Origin of the sequence: Streptomyces sp. f51 (assembly GCF_037940415.1) — a bacterium.
Lineage (GTDB): Bacteria > Actinomycetota > Actinomycetes > Streptomycetales > Streptomycetaceae > Streptomyces.
Window position 1 is genome coordinate 3,174,351 of record NZ_CP149798.1, and the last position, 16,235, is coordinate 3,190,585.

15 protein-coding genes are annotated in these 16,235 nt (G+C 73.5%); 8 read left to right on the forward strand and 7 right to left on the reverse strand.

Annotated elements, in window-relative coordinates; all coding sequences use genetic code 11:
* Nucleotides 1–116: 116 nt before the first annotated feature.
* Nucleotides 117–1,307 carry an acetyl-CoA acetyltransferase gene (locus tag WJM95_RS13850; protein WP_339129974.1) on the forward strand — a complete coding sequence of 397 codons (1,191 nt, stop codon included), beginning with the start codon at nt 117–119 and terminating at the stop codon, nt 1,305–1,307.
* Nucleotides 1,308–1,330: 23 nt separating this feature from the next.
* On the opposite strand, the gene WJM95_RS13855 is transcribed toward WJM95_RS13850, so the two are convergent.
* Nucleotides 1,331–1,492 (reverse strand): hypothetical protein, encoded by a 162-nt coding sequence (locus WJM95_RS13855; RefSeq protein ID WP_339129976.1) that lies wholly within the window; start codon nt 1,490–1,492, stop codon nt 1,331–1,333.
* A 309-nt stretch (nt 1,493–1,801) separates the two neighbouring features.
* On the opposite strand from WJM95_RS13855, the gene WJM95_RS13860 reads away from it, so the two are divergent.
* Nucleotides 1,802–2,458: a pyridoxal 5'-phosphate synthase gene (locus WJM95_RS13860; RefSeq protein WP_339129977.1), complete on the forward strand. Its 657-nt coding sequence runs from the start codon at nt 1,802–1,804 to the stop codon at nt 2,456–2,458.
* Between the two features lie 48 nt (nt 2,459–2,506).
* On the opposite strand, the gene WJM95_RS13865 is transcribed toward WJM95_RS13860, so the two are convergent.
* Entirely contained in the window at nt 2,507–3,379 is an 873-nt protein-coding gene (locus WJM95_RS13865; RefSeq protein ID WP_339129978.1) for a GNAT family N-acetyltransferase, read from the reverse strand.
* Between the two features lie 89 nt (nt 3,380–3,468).
* Here WJM95_RS13865 and WJM95_RS13870 point away from each other — a divergent pair, with 89 nt between their 5' ends.
* Complete coding sequence (locus WJM95_RS13870; RefSeq protein ID WP_339129979.1) at nt 3,469–4,074, forward strand: GNAT family N-acetyltransferase; 606 nt, start codon at nt 3,469–3,471, stop codon at nt 4,072–4,074.
* Nucleotides 4,075–4,116: 42 nt separating this feature from the next.
* On the opposite strand, the gene WJM95_RS13875 is transcribed toward WJM95_RS13870, so the two are convergent.
* Together WJM95_RS13875 and WJM95_RS13880 are read right to left on the reverse strand one after the other, a co-directional pair.
* Nucleotides 4,117–4,626 carry a Zn-ribbon domain-containing OB-fold protein gene (locus tag WJM95_RS13875; protein WP_339129980.1) on the reverse strand — a complete coding sequence of 170 codons (510 nt, stop codon included), beginning with the start codon at nt 4,624–4,626 and terminating at the stop codon, nt 4,117–4,119.
* Nucleotides 4,623–5,075: a DoxX family protein gene (locus tag WJM95_RS13880; RefSeq protein WP_339129982.1), complete on the reverse strand. Its 453-nt coding sequence runs from the start codon at nt 5,073–5,075 to the stop codon at nt 4,623–4,625. Before WJM95_RS13880 ends, WJM95_RS13875 begins: the two co-directional genes overlap by 4 nt.
* Before the next feature lie 350 nt (nt 5,076–5,425).
* Between WJM95_RS13880 and WJM95_RS13885 the strand changes: the two genes are divergently transcribed.
* From WJM95_RS13885 to WJM95_RS13895, 3 genes are all read left to right on the forward strand, one after another.
* The gene (locus WJM95_RS13885; protein ID WP_339129983.1) at nt 5,426–6,625 is read left to right on the forward strand and encodes an NAD(P)/FAD-dependent oxidoreductase; all 1,200 of its coding nucleotides are present in this window, start codon (nt 5,426–5,428) and stop codon (nt 6,623–6,625) included.
* Between the two features lie 897 nt (nt 6,626–7,522).
* A complete protein-coding gene (locus tag WJM95_RS13890; RefSeq protein WP_339129984.1) occupies nt 7,523–9,748 on the forward strand; it encodes an acetate--CoA ligase family protein in 2,226 nt (741 codons plus the stop codon).
* Between the two features lie 177 nt (nt 9,749–9,925).
* Complete coding sequence (locus tag WJM95_RS13895) at nt 9,926–10,795, forward strand: enoyl-CoA hydratase-related protein (RefSeq protein ID WP_339129985.1); 870 nt, start codon at nt 9,926–9,928, stop codon at nt 10,793–10,795.
* Between the two features lie 124 nt (nt 10,796–10,919).
* On the opposite strand, the gene WJM95_RS13900 is transcribed toward WJM95_RS13895, so the two are convergent.
* Nucleotides 10,920–11,828 carry a hypothetical protein gene (locus WJM95_RS13900; RefSeq protein ID WP_339129986.1) on the reverse strand — a complete coding sequence of 303 codons (909 nt, stop codon included), beginning with the start codon at nt 11,826–11,828 and terminating at the stop codon, nt 10,920–10,922.
* Nucleotides 11,829–12,051: 223 nt separating this feature from the next.
* Between WJM95_RS13900 and WJM95_RS13905 the strand changes: the two genes are divergently transcribed.
* Nucleotides 12,052–12,684 (forward strand): flavin reductase family protein, encoded by a 633-nt coding sequence (locus WJM95_RS13905; protein ID WP_339129987.1) that lies wholly within the window; start codon nt 12,052–12,054, stop codon nt 12,682–12,684.
* Between the two features lie 18 nt (nt 12,685–12,702).
* Here the strand turns inward: WJM95_RS13905 and WJM95_RS13910 are convergent, their stop codons facing one another.
* The gene (locus tag WJM95_RS13910; RefSeq protein ID WP_339129988.1) at nt 12,703–14,040 is read right to left on the reverse strand and encodes an MFS transporter; all 1,338 of its coding nucleotides are present in this window, start codon (nt 14,038–14,040) and stop codon (nt 12,703–12,705) included.
* Nucleotides 14,041–14,111: 71 nt separating this feature from the next.
* Here WJM95_RS13910 and WJM95_RS13915 point away from each other — a divergent pair, with 71 nt between their 5' ends.
* Complete coding sequence (locus WJM95_RS13915; RefSeq protein ID WP_339129989.1) at nt 14,112–15,119, forward strand: helix-turn-helix domain-containing protein; 1,008 nt, start codon at nt 14,112–14,114, stop codon at nt 15,117–15,119.
* On the opposite strand, the gene WJM95_RS13920 is transcribed toward WJM95_RS13915, so the two are convergent.
* Nucleotides 15,109–16,185: a Zn-dependent alcohol dehydrogenase gene (locus WJM95_RS13920; RefSeq protein WP_339129990.1), complete on the reverse strand. Its 1,077-nt coding sequence runs from the start codon at nt 16,183–16,185 to the stop codon at nt 15,109–15,111. The genes WJM95_RS13915 and WJM95_RS13920 overlap by 11 nt on opposite strands.
* Between the last annotated feature and the right edge of the window lie 50 nt (nt 16,186–16,235).

A 16,235-nucleotide genomic window follows, 5' to 3' on the forward strand; every position in this document is an offset into this window, starting at 1 on the left:
CGACGGCTGGTCCGGCAAGCCGATCTGACGGGCCGTCATGTTAGGGCGGGGGGTCGCAGATGCACAGGGGTGCGACGCCTCCCGGCGCAGCGGTCATCTGATGTACCGTCAGATTCATGACGCATGCCACCTCGGAGCGCAGCCGTCGCAAGGTCGCCGTCGTCGGTGTGTCCCTGTCCGACTGCGGCCGTGTGGACGAGGCGACCCCGTACGCCCTGCACGCGCAGGCCGCGCGCCGCGCCCTGGCCGACTCCGGCCTGGACCGCTCGGTGATCGACGGACTGGCGTCGGCGGGGCTCGGCGTCCTCGCGCCCGCCGAGGTGGCCGAGTATCTGGGGCTGCGGCCCACCTGGGTCGACTCGACCTCGGTCGGCGGCTCCACCTGGGAGGTCATGGCGGCCCACGCGGCCGACGCCATAGCCGCGGGCCACGCGAACGCCGTCCTGCTCGTCTACGGCTCCACCGCCCGCGCCGACATCAGGGCGGGCCGCCGCACCGGCAACCTCTCCTTCGGCGCGCGGGGCCCGCTCCAGTTCGAGGTCCCCTACGGCCACACGCTCGTCGCCAAGTACGCGATGGCCGCGCGCCGCCACATGCACACGTACGGCACCACGCTCGAACAGCTCGCCTCGGTGGCCGTCCAGGCCCGCGCGAACGCGGCCCGCAACCCGGAGGCGATGTTCCGCGACCCGGTCACCGTCGACGACGTCCTGTCCGGGCCGATGATCGCGGACCCGTTCACCAAGCTGCACTGCTGCATCCGCTCCGACGGCGGCGCGGCGGTGCTGCTGGCGGCCGAGGAGTACGTGCGCGACTGCCGTACGGCCCCGGTGTGGGTGCTGGGGACCGGTGAACACGTCTCCCACACCACCATGTCCGAGTGGGCGGACTTCACCGTCTCCCCGTCGGCGGTGAGCGGCCGGCTCGCCTTCGAGCGGGCCGGGATCCGCCCGGCCGAGATCGACCTCGCGGAGATCTACGACGCCTTCACCTACATGACCCTGGTGACCCTGGAGGACCTCGGGTTCTGCGCCAAGGGCGAGGGCGGCGCCTTCGTGGACGCGGCGAAGGGGCGGCTCCTGGTGGACGGGGAGCTGCCGGTCAACACGGACGGGGGCGGCCTTTCGGCCCAGCATCCCGGCATGCGCGGTCTGTTCCTTCTGGTGGAGGCCGTACGGCAGCTGCGGGGCGAACTGCCGCCGGAGCGCCAGGTGCGGCGCCCCGACGGCACCCTGCCGGAACTGGCGGTGGCGTCCGGGACCGGGGGCTGGTTCTGCTCGTCGGGCACCGTGGTGCTGGGTCGGTAGCGACCGGGCCGGCGTGAGGCCGGTCAGGGCAGGACGGTGACGGCGGCCGTGTCGTTGCCGGGATGCGCGTCGCGGCGGCCGGCCGACGGGCTCGCGTCCTCGACGGTCACGCTGCCCTCCCCCGGCCCGTCGAGACGCAGGGTGAACACGAAGTCCTGGCTCTCGCCCGGACCGAGCGCGTCCACCGGGCAGCGGTACGTCCCGTCGGCCGAGTCGCAGAGCGGCTCGTAGGGAAGGGCACCTTGGCCTTGGGCCCGGTCCTGTCGCCGTGCGGGCGCAGACAGAAGACCTCGGGGGCGGTGATCGAGGACTTCCGGTCCGTGACGGAGCCGCACCCGGCGAGCAGCAGCGGCAGCCCGACACCGAGAACGCCGACGACGGCCGTACGTCTCGGCGAACGTCCCCGTCCTCCCCTCGGCGAGGCCTCCGGACCACCACGAGGGTGAGCCTGTGAGCCTCCGGCCTCCGTCGGCTCCTGGCGTGATAATCGGGTCATGGGAACAGATCTACACGACCTGCTGCGGTCGCTGCGGGTGTGGGACGCCGAGCTGCCGTCCTTCGACCCGGCGGCAGCACCCGCCGAACCACTGGCGCTGTTCACGGAGTGGTTCGCGCGGGCCGCGGCCGCCGGACAGACCGAGCCGCACACGATGTCGCTCGCGACGACCGACGAGGACGGCCTGCCCGACGTGCGAATCGTGATGCTGCACGGCGCGGACGAGGACGGCTGGGCGTTCGCCTCGCACGTGACGAGCCGCAAGGGACACCAGCTGGCCGCGCGCCCGTACGCCGCTCTCGGCTTCTACTGGCCCGCGCTCGGACGTCAGATCAGGCTCCGCGGCCCGGTCGAGGCCGCCTCGCCCGAGGAGAGCCTGGCGGACCTGCACGCCCGCTCCACCGGGGCACTGGCCGCCGCCCTGGTGGGCCGGCAGAGCGAAGTCCTGCCCTCACGGGCCGAGTTGGACCGGGCCTCGGACGCCGCCTGGCAGCGCGCCGAGAGCGCCCCGGACTCCCCCGCCCCCACCTGGACCCTCTACCGCCTCCGCCCGGACGAGGTCGAGTTCTTCCAGGGCGACGCCCGCAGGCGCCACACCCGGCTCGTCTACCGCCGCACGGAGACCGGCTGGGCCACCGAACTGCTCTGGCCGTGACACCGGCGGCGGCCACGACGTGAACACCCCGGGACCGACCGCCCCGCGCTACCCCTCGTACGTGAAGTCGTACGTGGCGAAGTCGGCGACGGGCCGGTAGCCGATCCGCCGGTAGAGGCCGTTGCTGGTCGGATTGGCGAGGTCGGTGAAGAGCAGCACCTCCTGGACGCCGGTGGCGAGCGCGGCCCGGCTCACCTCGGCGGTGACGGCAGCGGCGTATCCCCGGCCGCGCAGGGGCGCCGGGGTGTAGACGGGCCCGACCCGGAGCTGCCCGGCGACCGGGGGTGTCACGCCCGCCATGGCGACGGGGGTGCCGTCGGGGGTCTCCCAGAGGGTGATGCCGCCGTACGAGATCCGGCCGTCGGCCCAGGCGCCGGGTTCGCTGTACCCGCCCTCACCGATGGACTCGGCGAACTCCGTGTACCAGCGGGCGAGCAGGTCACGGTCGCCCTCGTCCGCGACCCGGGGACGGCCGGGCGGCGCGGTCCCGGGCACGGTCAGGCCGGCGAGCCGGTACAGCCGCTCGCTCCGCAGCCGCTTCGCCCTCGCGCCGGTCCGCAGCCCCCAGACCTCGGCGAAGACCTCGGCGGTGTCCTTGTCCGCGGAGACTCCGGGCACCTCGATCCCCGCGTCGGCGAGCAGCGCGGCCAGCGACCGCGCGTCCCGCTCGTCCAGCGAGGTGAGATTCAGCCGGTACGGCGGCGTACGGAAGAACGCACCGCGGACGGCCCCGTCCCGCTCCAGGGTGCCGAAGACCGGCGCGCTCCCGCCGTACTGGCTCATCCCCCGCCTGCGCAGCCCGTCCGTCACGGTCAGCGCGACGGTGTGCCGGTCGGGCCGCGAGCGGAGAAAGTCCCCGGCCCTGCCGAGGAACGCGTCGAGGTCGTGGATGAGCTGCCACTCGTACGTCACGGAGGTCATGCCGGATGATCCCGTGCGGCCCCGGCGAGGTGCCTCCGATTTTCGGCGTCGGGAGTGACCGGTGGGCCGGGAGAGGTTTGAATGGCTGGATGGCCGACGCGCATGTGCAGTTCTCCGTCCAGCCCGCCCCCGAGCTGACGGGCCTCGGCCTGCGGCTGCGCCCCTGGGACCCGGAGTCCGACGCGGATGTGTCGGCGTATCTGCGCGGGCTGACCGATCCCGAGTTCCAGCGCTGGAACACCCCGCTCAGGTTCGTCCGGGACATCGACGCCGCCCGTGAGTCGCTGCGGACCCGGGTCGCGGCGGCGACCAGCGGCACCGCGCTCCCCTTCTGCGTCACCGACGCCGGGACCGGCGAGACCCTGGGCCATGTCGGCCTCAACGAGATCGACCACGTCATCAGCTGCGCCCGCATCGGCTACTGGGTCCTCCCGGAGTGCCGCGGCCGCCGGGTCGCCACCCGCGCCCTCCTGCTGGCGGCCCGCTACGGCTTCACCGACCTCGCCCTGCACCGCCTGGACCTCGGCCACGCCGTGGGCCACGAGGTGTCCTGCCGGGTCGCCGAACACTGCGGATCCCGGCACGAGGGAACCCTGCGGGGCGCGATGTTCGAGGCCGGCCGCCACGACGCGTTCCGCGACGTCCACCTGCACGGCCGCCTGGCCACGGACCCGGAACCGGCACCCGACCGGTAGGACGGGAGGGCCGCGGGCCACGAAGGCCGGGCCCGGCGGAGGTCACCCCCCGGCGGCCGGCGACACAGGCCCTGCCACGGACTGTGCCCCGCCCCCTGCCCCGCCCCCTGCCACGGACCGTGACGCCGATCGTGACACGGGCCGGAACACGGGAACCCCCGCCCGGAAGACCACCTCCAGCCGCATCCCGATCCGCAGCTCGGCCTCCTCGCACCCGACCACCTCGGTCATCATCCGGGGGCCCTCCGCGAGGTCGACGACGGCGGCGGCGTAGGGCACGCGTTCGCCGAAGGGCGGCAGGTCGTTGCGGTGGACGACGGACCAGGTGTGGAGCGTGGCGCGTCCGCTCGCGGGGCGCCAGCCCACGTCCTCGCTCCAGCAGTACGGGCAGAACTCCCGCGGATAGTGGTGGACGCGGTCGCAGGACGCGCAGTGCCGGATCAGCAGCCGCCCCTGGGCCGCCGCGTCCCAGTACGGCCGGGTGAAGGCGTCCGCCTCGGGAACGTCGAACCCGCCACCGGTGCCGGGCGCGCCCCGGCCGGTCCCGCTCACCCGAACAGTCCCAGGGCGCTGTCCAGGGACCACGTCTGCCAGGACATCCCGAACAGGGCGACGGCCGAGACCAGCGCCATCATCGCGTTCTGTCCCTGCTCCGCCCAGTCGTGGATCATGAGGGTGAAGTAGAGGGCGTTGAGGAGCAGGCCCGCGACCAGGGCGACGGGAGTGAGCAGTCCGGCCACCAGGCCGAGACCGAGTGCCAGCTCCGCGTACACGACGACGTACGCCATCACCCTGGGACGCGGTGCCACGATCGTGTCGAAGCCCGAACGCACGGCGTTCCAGCGGTGCTTGGAGGCGACGTCCGCCGCCCACGCGATGCCGGTCCCCCGCTCGAACCAGCCCTTTCTGTCCTTGTGCCGCCAGCTCTCGAACCACCACAGCCCGAGCCCGATACGGAGCACGGCCAGCCATTCCGCCCCGCCGAGCCAGATCGTGTCCATGGCCGAACCTCCCGCAGAGGAGCCGCATCTGACGGTACGTCAGTTTCGACTCCCGGGAACGTCCGCGCAAGAGGCCCGCACCGGTCGACCGGGAGGGGGCGACCGGCGCGCCGCCGCCCACCCCCGCAGCACCCCTCTCAGGGGGCGCGCAGGGCCGCTCCCGCGCTCCCGCAGGAGACGTACGCCCCACCGCCCACCTGCGACGACGGCGCACTTTTCGCACGTCCTCACCACGTCGAAGTGACCTACGCCACCAGGCCCACCCACCCCTCCCACAGTCGTGACCAGTTCGCAACTGATTCAGGTCTTGACCGAGACCTATCAAGCACAGCTGTGATTACGCTCGCGCTATGGCCGACTCGACTGCTTCCACGACCTCCCGCACGGTGCCCTCCCACGAGGACCGCCCCGTGTACGTGATCGGAGGCGGCCCCGGAGGGCTCGCGGCGGCGTACGCGCTGCGCGCCCGGGGCGTACGAGCTGTCGTACTGGAGAAGTCGGACCAGGTCGGCGCCTCCTGGCGGGGCCACTACGACCGGCTGCGCCTGCACACCACCCGGCGCCTGTCCGCGCTGCCGGGGCTGTCCATGCCGCGCTCGTTCGGCCGCTGGGTGGCACGCGACAACGTGGTGCGCTACTTGGAGAAGTACGCCGAGCACCACGGTCTGGAGATCGTCACCGGTGTCGAGGTCTCCCGCGTGGAGCCCGCCCCGGGCGGCGACGGCTGGCTGCTGCACGCCACCGGCGGGCGCGAGCTGACCGGCAGCGCGGTGGTCGTGGCGACCGGCTACAACCACACCCCGCGCGTCCCCGACTGGTCCGGCCGCGACACCTACACCGGCGAACTGCTGCACGCCGGCGCGTACCGCAACCCCGCCCCCTACGCGGGCCGTGACGTCCTGGTCGTCGGTGTCGGCAACACCGGTGCCGAGATCGCCGTGGACCTGGTCGAGGGCGGCGCCTCGCGCGTACGGCTGTCCGTCCGCACCGCGCCGCACATCGTGCGCCGCTCCACGGCGGGCTGGGCCGCGCAGTTCACCGGCATCGCCGTGCGGAGGCTGCCGGTGCGGGTCGTGGACGCGCTGGCCGGGCCGATGGCGAAGCTGAGCGTGCCCGACCTGGCGGCGCAGGGGCTGCCCCGCCCCGGCACCGGGCTCTACTCCCGCGTCAACGAGGGTTCCATCCCCGTCCAGGACGTCGGCCTCATCGATGCCGTCCGCAAGGGCAGGGTCGAGATCGTGGCCGCGGTCGAGGGGTTCGAGGACGACAAGGTCGTCCTCGCCGGTGGGGACCGGATCGCTCCGGACGCGGTGATCGCCGCGACCGGGTACTCGCGGGCGCTGGAAGGCATGGTCGGGCATCTCGGTGTGCTCGACGGGCGGGGGCATCCGGTCGTGCACGGTGGTCATGCCCCGAAGGACGCGCCCGGCCTGTACTTCACGGGTTTCACCAACCCCATCAGCGGCATGTTCCGCGAACTGGCCCTGGACGCCGAAAAGATCGCCAGAGCGATATCCCGCCACACCTCCAAGGCCAAGCCCACCAGCTGAACCCCCTGCCCCCCGGCCCTCACCGACCGCCCCGGTCCCGCCCAGGCCCCAACTCCTTTCGCCCCCTCCGCCCCTACCCAACCCGAACCCGGGGCTCCGCCCCAGCCCCCCGCTCCTCAAACGCCGGAGGGGCTGAATCTTGCCCCGCACCCAAAGGCGGGCCGGGGGAGGCCACCCCCGGGGCTCCGCCCCGAACCCCGCTCCTCAAACGCCGGAGGGGCTGATTTTTCCCCGGCCGGGGATGACATTGCGCCGGGTCAGGGCCGAGTTTTCGGCGGTCGGGGCTGAGTCTCCCCCGGCCGAGGGTGACGTTGCGGCGGGTCGGGGCTGACTTTTCGGCGGGTCGGGGCTGAGTTTTCCCCGGCTGGGGATGACATTGCGGCGGTAGGGGCTGAGTTTCCCCCGGCCGGGGATGACATGGCCACGGCCTGGGCTGACGTTGCGGCGGCCGGGGGCTGAATCTTCCGCGGCCGGGGCTGACGATTCGCCGGCCCGCGGGCGGAAGCCTTCCGCAGCCGGGGGCTGAAACCTTCTGCGGCCGAGGGCTGAAGCCTTCCGCGGCCTGGGGCTGAACCCTTCCGCGGCCGGGGCTGGGAGGTGGACCGGGCACCACGACGCACCCGCACCCGGGATCCGGCGCGAGGGGACGTGCCGGTACATCGATGCCCGTCGCCACCGACGGTCACACCTCACCCAACGGCGACGGGCTGATGCACCGGCACGGCCCCGACCCACCACCGAACCGGAGCCGAACCCGACCCCGCGCCCCCGCCCGGAGCCCCTCCGCACACCCAACACAAGCCCACCCCTGCACAACGGTTCCTGACACGACGTCAGTTGCGTAATCTGACACTGCGTCAGTTAACAATTGGCTGTCACACAGGAGCGGGCGGACCGATGCTTGGATCAACCCACGGCACCCTCACCACCGACTCCCGCCGGGCCAGGGTCATCGCCTGCGGCGAGCAGCCCTCCCCGGTCGTGCACGGACGCCCGGCCGAGGTCGACGACCTGGACGTCAGCGGACGCCCGCTGTACGCCACCGTCCCCGACCTGGACCGCTTCTTCCGTCCCGAGTCCGTGGCCGTCATCGGCGCCTCGGACACCGAGGGCCGGCCGAACACCGGCATCACCCGGCAACTGATCGGCTGGGCCGAGCGGGTCGGCGCCCGGCTCCACCCGGTCCACCCCACCCGCAGGGAGGTCTTCGGCCTCCCGTGCCTCCCCTCCGTCGCCGCCCTGCCCGAGCAGGTGGACCTGGCCGTCGTCCTCGTCGGCGACCCCCTCCCGGTGATCGAGGAACTGGCCGAGGCCAAGGTGCGATTCGCGGTCGCCTTCGCGTCCGGCTTCGCCGAGACCGGCGCCGAGGGCGCCGCCGCCCAGGCCCGCCTCGCCGCCGCCGTACGCGGCTCAGGACTGCGCCTGCTCGGACCCAACACCAACCTCAACGCCTTCGAGAACTTCCGCGACGACCTCGACGGCCCCGCGATCGCGCTCATCACCCAGTCCGGCCACCAGGGCCGGCCGGTGTTCGCGATGCAGCAGCTGGGCGTGCGCCTGTCCCACTGGGCACCCACCGGCAACGAGGCCGACCTGGAGACCGCGGACTTCATCTCCTACTTCTCCGAACGGCCCGAGGTCGGCGCCATCGCCTGCTACGTCGAGGGACTCAAGGACGGCCGCTCCTTCCTGCTCGCCGCCGACCGGGCCGCCCGCCGCAAGGTGCCCGTCGTCGCGGTGAAGGTCGGCCGCACCGAGACCGGCGCCCGCACCGCCGCCTCGCACACCGGCAAGCTGACCGGCGCCGACGCGGTGGTGGACGCGGCGATGCGCCAGTTCGGCGTGATCCGCGTCGACGGACTCGACGAACTCCAGGACACCGCGGCCCTGCTGGCGCGCGCCCGCGCACCGCAGGCCCACGGGGTCGTCGTCTATTCGATCTCGGGCGGCACGGGCGCGCACTTCGCGGACCTGGCGAGCGAGGCGGGCCTCGACCTGCCGGTCCTCTCGGAGGACAAACAGGCCGAGCTGCACACCTGGATACCGGACTACCTGAACGTCGCGAACCCGGTCGACAACGGCGGGCACCCGGTCGGCGACTGGCGCGGCCGGAAGATCATCGACGCGATCCTCGCCGACCCCGCCGTCGGCGTGCTGATCTGCCCGATCACCGGGCCGTTCCCGCCCATGAGCGACGAACTGGCGCAGGACCTCGTGGACGCGGCGGAGCAGACGGACAAGCTGGTGTGCGTGGTGTGGGGGTCGCCGGTCGGCACGGAGGCGGCCTACCGGGAGACGCTGCTCGGCTCGTCCCGGGTCGCCACGTTCCGTACGTTCGCCAACTGCATCACCGCCGTCCGCGCCCACCTCGACCACGCGCGCTTCACCGCGGCCTACCGTTCGCCCTTCGACGAGGCCCCGCGCACCCCGTCTCCCTCCTTCCGCAAGGCGCAGGCCCTGATGCGCCCGGGCCAGCAGCTGAGCGAGCACGCGGCCAAGCAGCTACTGCGCGCGTACGGGATCCGTGTGCCGCGGGAGCAGTTGGTGACCAGCGCGGCGGCGGCCGTGCGGGCGGCGAGCCAGGTCGGCTACCCGGTGGTCATGAAGGCGTCCGGCGCCCAGATCGCCCACAAGACCGAACTCGGCCTGGTCAAGATCGGACTGACCTCCGCCAGCCAGGTCCGCGACGCCTATCGCGAGCTCACCGACATCGCCCGCTACGAGGGCATCTCCCTGGACGGAGTCCTGGTCTGCCAGATGGTCGAGCGGGGTGTCGAGATGGTCGTGGGCGTCACGCACGACGAGCTCTTCGGGCCGACCGTCACCGTCGGGCTCGGCGGGGTTCTCGTCGAGGTGCTGCGGGACACCGCCGTGCGCGTGCCGCCGTTCGGTGACGACCAGGCGCGGGCCATGCTGTCCGAACTGCGGGGGCGGGCGCTCCTCGACGGGGTGCGCGGCGGTCCGCCGGTGGACGTGGACGCGCTGGTCGAGGTGGTGATCCGGGTCCAGCGCATGGCGCTCGAACTCGGCGACGGGATCTCGGAGCTGGACATCAATCCGCTGATGGTCCTGCCCCGGGGACAGGGCGCCGTGGCCCTGGACGCCCTGGTGATGTGCCGCTGAGCGGGCTCCGAACCCACCGCTCCCCACCACCGCACACCACGCGAGCACCACGACGAACCCACCCGCGCCCCTCGCCGACACCGCGAGCACCACGACGAACCTACCCGCACCCCTCGCACACACCCCGACCACCGCGACGGACCCACCCGCACCCCTCGCCCACAACGGAGCACCTTCATGCCCGACTCCCCCCGCCCGTCCCGCGAAGCCCCCGAATCCGGTGAACCCGATGAATCCGGCGAATCTCCCGAAAAGCCCCTCACCTCATTGATACGCCACACCACTGACAACGCGGTCTCGTGGATCACCCTCGACCGCCCCGAGGCGATGAACGCGCTCACCCGGGACCAGCGGGAGCGCGTGATCGGTCTGCTCGCGGCCGCGTCCGCCGACCCCGCCGTACGGGCCGTGGTCATCACGGCCACCGGCCGCGGGTTCTGCGCGGGAGCGGATCTGCGGGGAGGACCGCCCGCGGGCGAACGGGTCCCGGGCGATGTCGCCCGCACCATCCGGCTGGGCGCGCAGCGCCTGATCGCCGCCGTCCTGGACTGCGAGAAGCCGGTGATCGCGGCGGTGAACGGCACGGCGGCCGGGCTCGGCGCGCATCTGGCCCTCGCGTGCGACCTCGTCCTCGCGGCCGAAGAGGCCCGGTTCATCGAGGTGTTCGCGCGGCGGGGGCTCGTGCCGGACGGCGGCGGCGCCTACCTGCTGCCCCGGCTGATCGGCCCGCAGCGGGCCAAGGAGCTGATGTTCTTCGGCGACGCGCTGAGCGCCGCGGACGCCGAACGGCTGGGGCTCGTCAACAGGGTCGTACCTCCGGGCGAGTTGGAGAAGACGGTCCGCGCCTGGGCGGAGCGGCTCGCCGCCGGGCCCACCCGGGCGCTCGCCCTCACCAAGCAGTTGGTCAACGCCTCGCTCGACACCGACCGCGGGGGCGCCTTCGCGGCGGAGGCGGCGGCGCAGGAGATCAACATGACGACGAGGGACGCCGTCGAGGGCGTGGCGAGCTTCGTGGAACGACGCGCACCCCGCTACGAGGGCCGCTGACAAGGCGGTTCAGCCCCACACCCCGTCCAACCCCACACCCCTTCAGCCCCGCACCCCGTCCAACCCCACACCCCTTCAACCCCACGCCCCATCCAACCCCGCGCCCCGTCCGGCCCGCCCCCGTTCAGTCCTGCCGCAGAACGCGCAGGTCCCCCGCGTCGGGATCGCCGAACAGGACGAAGAGTTCCGGATGGGCCTCGGTGCCGCCGATGGTCCAGTACGTGTCGTGGCCGCAGTCGCCGACGCGGACGACCACGCCGTCCCGCCGCTGGGAGGCGGGCCCGTCGGCGTACGGGTCGTAGCGGCCCGCGGTGTCGAGGAACCACTTGCCCGGGCCGTCGCAGCGCGTGAACTCCTTGGTGGTCACGTCCCCGAACTCGGGCTGGGCGGGCACGGCCGAGAGCACGGCCCCGCCGTCGGCGCTCAGCCGCAGCACGGCCCCGTGGTCGCCGCGCCAGACGCCGGTGAGCCGGTCGGCGCCGAGCTTCGGCGGCCGGTACTCGTGGATGAGCCCCGTGGCCAGGCCCACCGTGCCCGCCGTGACGACCAGCACGCACGCCCCGAGGGCCGCGAGGGCCGAGCGGAGCCAGACACGGCCGGGCTCGGGAGGACGTCCTGTGGCCCGTTCGCGCCGTCGCATCAGGGCGACGCCGAGCGCGGGCGGCACGCCCCACGCGGTGAGCAGCAGGACCCTGGTCCCGGTGGGCGCGAGACCGAGGAGGAGGACCGCGAGGCCCGTCCAGGCCGCGCCGATCAGCAGGACGAGACCCAGGTGCCAGGCGCTCTCGGGACCGGGTGCGCGGCGGCGCGCCAGCCGCGCGAGGGTGGCCGCCGGCAGGGTGCACGTCGCGGCGTGCAGCAGGCCGAGGGCGGCGAGCAGGGGCGGCCCGAAGACCAGCACGCACAGCAGGCCGACGGCGGCGAATCCGCCGCCGAGGCCCGCGCCGTGGTCGTCGTCGTCGAACGTCCCGACCCACCAGACCGCGATGGCGACGGCGAACTGCGCCGCGCAGATCGCGGCGGCGAGGTTCACCTCCGCACCGGTCCATGTCGACCCGGGGCGCGTGGGCTCATCGGAGTTCCCCGACCTCATGAGGCGAAAGATACGCGGGCCGGACACGACGTGCCGCAAGGGGTTCCCGCCCTCACCCTTCCCCCCTCCTTCCACCCGCCCCTCCCCCGCCCCTGCCCCGCCACCGTCCCGGCCCCCGCACCCCTTCCTATCTGACAGCCCGTCAGCTTAAATGGTCGGTGTGATGGGACACGCAGGGATGGCCGCGGCGGCCGTCCGCTACCTCAGGTCGGCCGGGGCCCCCACCGCCGCGGGGCCCGTCGAGGCGTTGCCGCGCCCGGATCTGCGCGCGGTCGGCGAGGACGAGCGGGCGCCGGTCGATCCGGCCCGGTTCCGGCGCGTCCTCGGGCACTTCGCGACCGGGGTGACCGTCGTGACGGCTCCGGCCACCGGCGCCGACGGCCCGGCCGGATTCGCCTGCCAGTCGTTCGCCTCGCTCTCACTGGATCCGCCGCTGGTGTGCTTCATGGTCGGCCGTACGTCGACGACCTGGCCGCGCATCGCCCGCGCCGGGGTCTTCTGCGTCAACGTGCTCGGCGCGCACCAGGGCGACCTGTGCCGCGGCTTCGCGGTGAGCGGCGCGGACAAGTTCGCCGGGGTCGCCCACGACCCCGCCCCCGTCTCCGGGTCCCCCCGCCTCGCGGGTGCGGCGGCCTGGGTCGACTGCACGATCCACGCCGTGCACACGGGCGGGGATCACCTGATCGTGGTGGGCCGGGTCGACGCGCTCGGCGCGGGCGGCGAGGACGGGCCGGGCGGCGGGGACGACTCGGACGTACGGCCCCTGCTCTTCCACAAGGGCCGCTTCCTCGCCTGACACCGCGAGGACGGCCCGTCACGCGGGAGCGGGTGCCACCGCCTGGGCCGCCGCGGGGACCGCCGGACGGCGGCGCCGGATCACCAGGACCATCAGCGTGGCCGCCGCGCACAGCGCGCCCGAGGCGTACCAGACCACGTCGTACGAGCCGAAGCGGTCGCGGGCGACGCCGGCGAGGAAGGCGACGAGCGCGGCGCCGACCTGGTGGGAGGCGAGGACCCAGCCGAAGACGATGGCGCTGTCCTCGCCGTACCGCTCACGGCACAGGGCCAGGGTGGGCGGCACGGTGGCGACCCAGTCGAGGCCGTAGAAGACGATGAAGAAGATCATCGGCGGGTGCACGGACGGGGCGAGCAGCATCGGCAGGAACAGCAGCGAGATGCCGCGCAGCGCGTAGTACGCCGCCAGCAGGCGGCGCGGTTCGAAGCGGTCGGTGAACCAGCCGGAGGCGACGGTGCCGACCACGTCGAAGACGCCGATGACCGCGAGGAGCGAGGCGGCCGCGGTGACGGGCATGCCGTGGTCGTGGGCGGCCGGCACGAAGTGCGTCTGGACCAGGCCGTTCGTCGAGGCCCCGCAGATCGCGAACGACCCGGCCAGCAGCCAGAAGGGGCCCGTGCGGACGGCGGAGAGCAGCACGGTCACCGCGCGCCGGGCGGCGCCCCGCACCGGTTCGGGCTTCGGTACGAACTCCTTCGCCCCGTACGGCGTCTGGCCCACGTCGGCCGGGTGGTCGCGCAGCAGCAGCCAGACGAAGGGGACGACCGCCAGGGCCGCGAGCGACACGGTGACCGCGGCCGGACGCCAGCCGTGCTCCGTGACGATCCAGGACAGCAGCGGGAGGAAGATCAGCTGGCCCGAGGCGGAGGCGGCGGTCAGGATGCCCGTCACCAGGCCCTTGCGCTCGGTGAACCAGCGGTTGGTGACCGTCGCCGCGAAGGCCAGTGCCATGGATCCGGAGCCCAGGCCCACCAGCAGGCCCCAGCAGAGCATCAGCTGCCAGGCCGCCGTCATCCACACGGTCAGCCCGGAGCCGATCGCGATCACGGTCAGGGCGATGGCCACCACGCGGCGGATGCCGAAGCGGTCCATCAGCGCCGCGGCGAACGGCGCCGTGAGTCCGTACAGCGCGAGGTTGATCGAGACGGCCGCGCCGATCGTGCCGCGCGACCAGTGGAACTCCTGGTGCAGCGGGTCGATCAGCAGTCCGGGAAGCGACCGGAAGGCGGCCGCGCCGATGATCGTCACGAAGGTGACGGCGGCGACGAACCAGGCACGGTGGACGCGGTGGGAGGGGGAGGGGCGGACGGGCCGGGAGTCCTCCGGGGCCGGGGCGGCTTCGGTTGTCTGGGTCACGCCCTAGAGCATCGGGGAACGTACGCCGGCGAACCACTGGCCCGAGAGACAGCATTCGCTACGATCGGGCCATGGCCACTCCCGGTACGCCGCCCCCGCACCGCGTCGTCGTCCTCGCCCTGGACGGCCTGCTCCCCTTCGAGCTCGGCATCCCGCAGCGCATCTTCGGCAAGGCGCGGGACACGGAGGGGCGCCCGCTCTACGAGGTCGTCACCTGCTCGGTCCGGCCGCCGGGCCCGGTCGAGACGGACGCGGACTTCTCGGTCCTCGTCGCCAACGGGCCCGAGGCGCTGGCCGGCGCCGACACGGTCGTCGTCCCGGCCTCGTACGAACTCGGGCCCGTCCAGCAGGAGGGGATCCTGACCCCGGAGCTGGCGGCCGCCCTCGGGCACATCCGCCCCGGCACCCGTCTGGTCTCCATCTGCACCGGCAGTTACGTCCTCGCCGCCGCCGGGTATCTCGACGGCCGCCCCGCCACCACGCACTGGATGCACGCCGAGCACTTCCAGCGGCTCTTCCCGCGGATCGACGTGGACGCGGACGTGCTCTTCGTCGACGACGGCGACGTCCTGACCTCCGCCGGGGTCGCCGCCGGGATCGACCTGTGCCTGCACCTCGTACGGCGTGACCACGGCGCCGCCGTCGCCAACGAGGTGGCCCGCCGGACCGTCGTGCCGCCGCACCGCGACGGCGGGCAGGCGCAGTACATCCGGCGCCCGGTCCCCGAGGCGCGCTCGGCCGGCACGACCGCCGCGCGCGCCTGGGCGCTCGGCCGCCTCCACGAGCCGATCCAGCTGCGCGACATGGCCGAGCAGGAGTCCATGTCGGTGCGCACCTTCACCCGGCGTTTCCGCGAGGAGGTCGGGGTCAGCCCCGGCCAGTGGCTCACGCGGCAGCGCGTCGAACACGCCCGCCATCTGCTGGAGTCCAGCGATCTGTCCATCGACCAGGTGGCCCGCGACGCGGGTTTCGGCACGGCCCAGTCGATGCGCCAGCACCTTCAGGCGACCCTCGGCGTCAACCCGACCACCTACCGGCGCACGTTCAGGGCGGGCACCGGCACCGGCGTCACCGGGTGACCGTGCCGGAGGTGCTCCGGAACGTCAGCACCGCCCGTGCCACCTTCCCCGCGTGCGCGTCCTCGGCCGCTCGCTCGAAGTCCTCGACCGGGTACGTCGCCGTCACCAACTCGTCCAGGAGCAGGCGGCCTTCGCGGTACAGCTCGGCGTACAGGGCGATGTCCCGCTGGGGGCGGGACGAGCCGTAGCGGCAGCCCAGGATGGACTTGTCGAGGTACATCGAGGAGACGAGGAAGGACGCCTCGGCCGTGGCCGGGGGGACGCCGAGCAGGATCGCCTGGCCGTGCCGGTCGAGCGAGTCCACGGCCCGGCGGATGAGGTCGACGCGTCCGACGCATTCGAAGGCGTGCTGCGCCCCGGTGGGCAGGATGTCCCTGACCCCGTCCACGGAGGTCAGGAAGTGGGTCGCGCCGAACTGCCGGGCCACCGCCTCCTTGGCCGGGTTGGAGTCGACGGCGACGATCCGCAGCGCGCCCGCGAGCCGGGCCCCCTGGAGGACGTTGAGGCCGATGCCGCCCGTGCCGATGACCAGGACGCTGTCGCCGCGGTCGACCCGGGCGCGGTTCAGGACCGCTCCGACGCCGGTGAGCACCCCGCAGCCGATCAGCGCGGCGGACGTGAGCGGGATGTCCTTCGGGATCCGGACCGCCTGCACGGCCTTGACCACCGTGCGTTCCGCGAACGCCGAGTTGGCGGCGAACTGGTGGAGCGGCTCGCCGGAGCGGGTGAACGGCCGCTGCGGCATGCCGATCGCCTTGCGGCACATCGTGGGCCGCCCCCGGTCGCACTCGGCGCAGGTCCCGCAGTTGGCGAGGGTGGACAGCGCCACGTGGTCGCCGGGCCCGACATGGGTCACCCCCGCCCCCACCGCCTCCACCACGCCCGCGCCCTCGTGGCCGAGGACCACGGGGACGGGGAACGGGATGGTCCCGTCCACCACGGAGAGATCGCTGTGGCAGAGTCCCGCCGCGGCGATCGCGACCAGGACCTCCCCGGGCCCCGGGTCCCGTATCTCCAGATCGTCCACGACCCGGGTCCGCTTCCCGTCGAAGATCACGCCTCGCATCGCTCAGGCTCCCCTCTTCCCGGGCCGCCCCGGGCGCTGTTCCCGGGCTG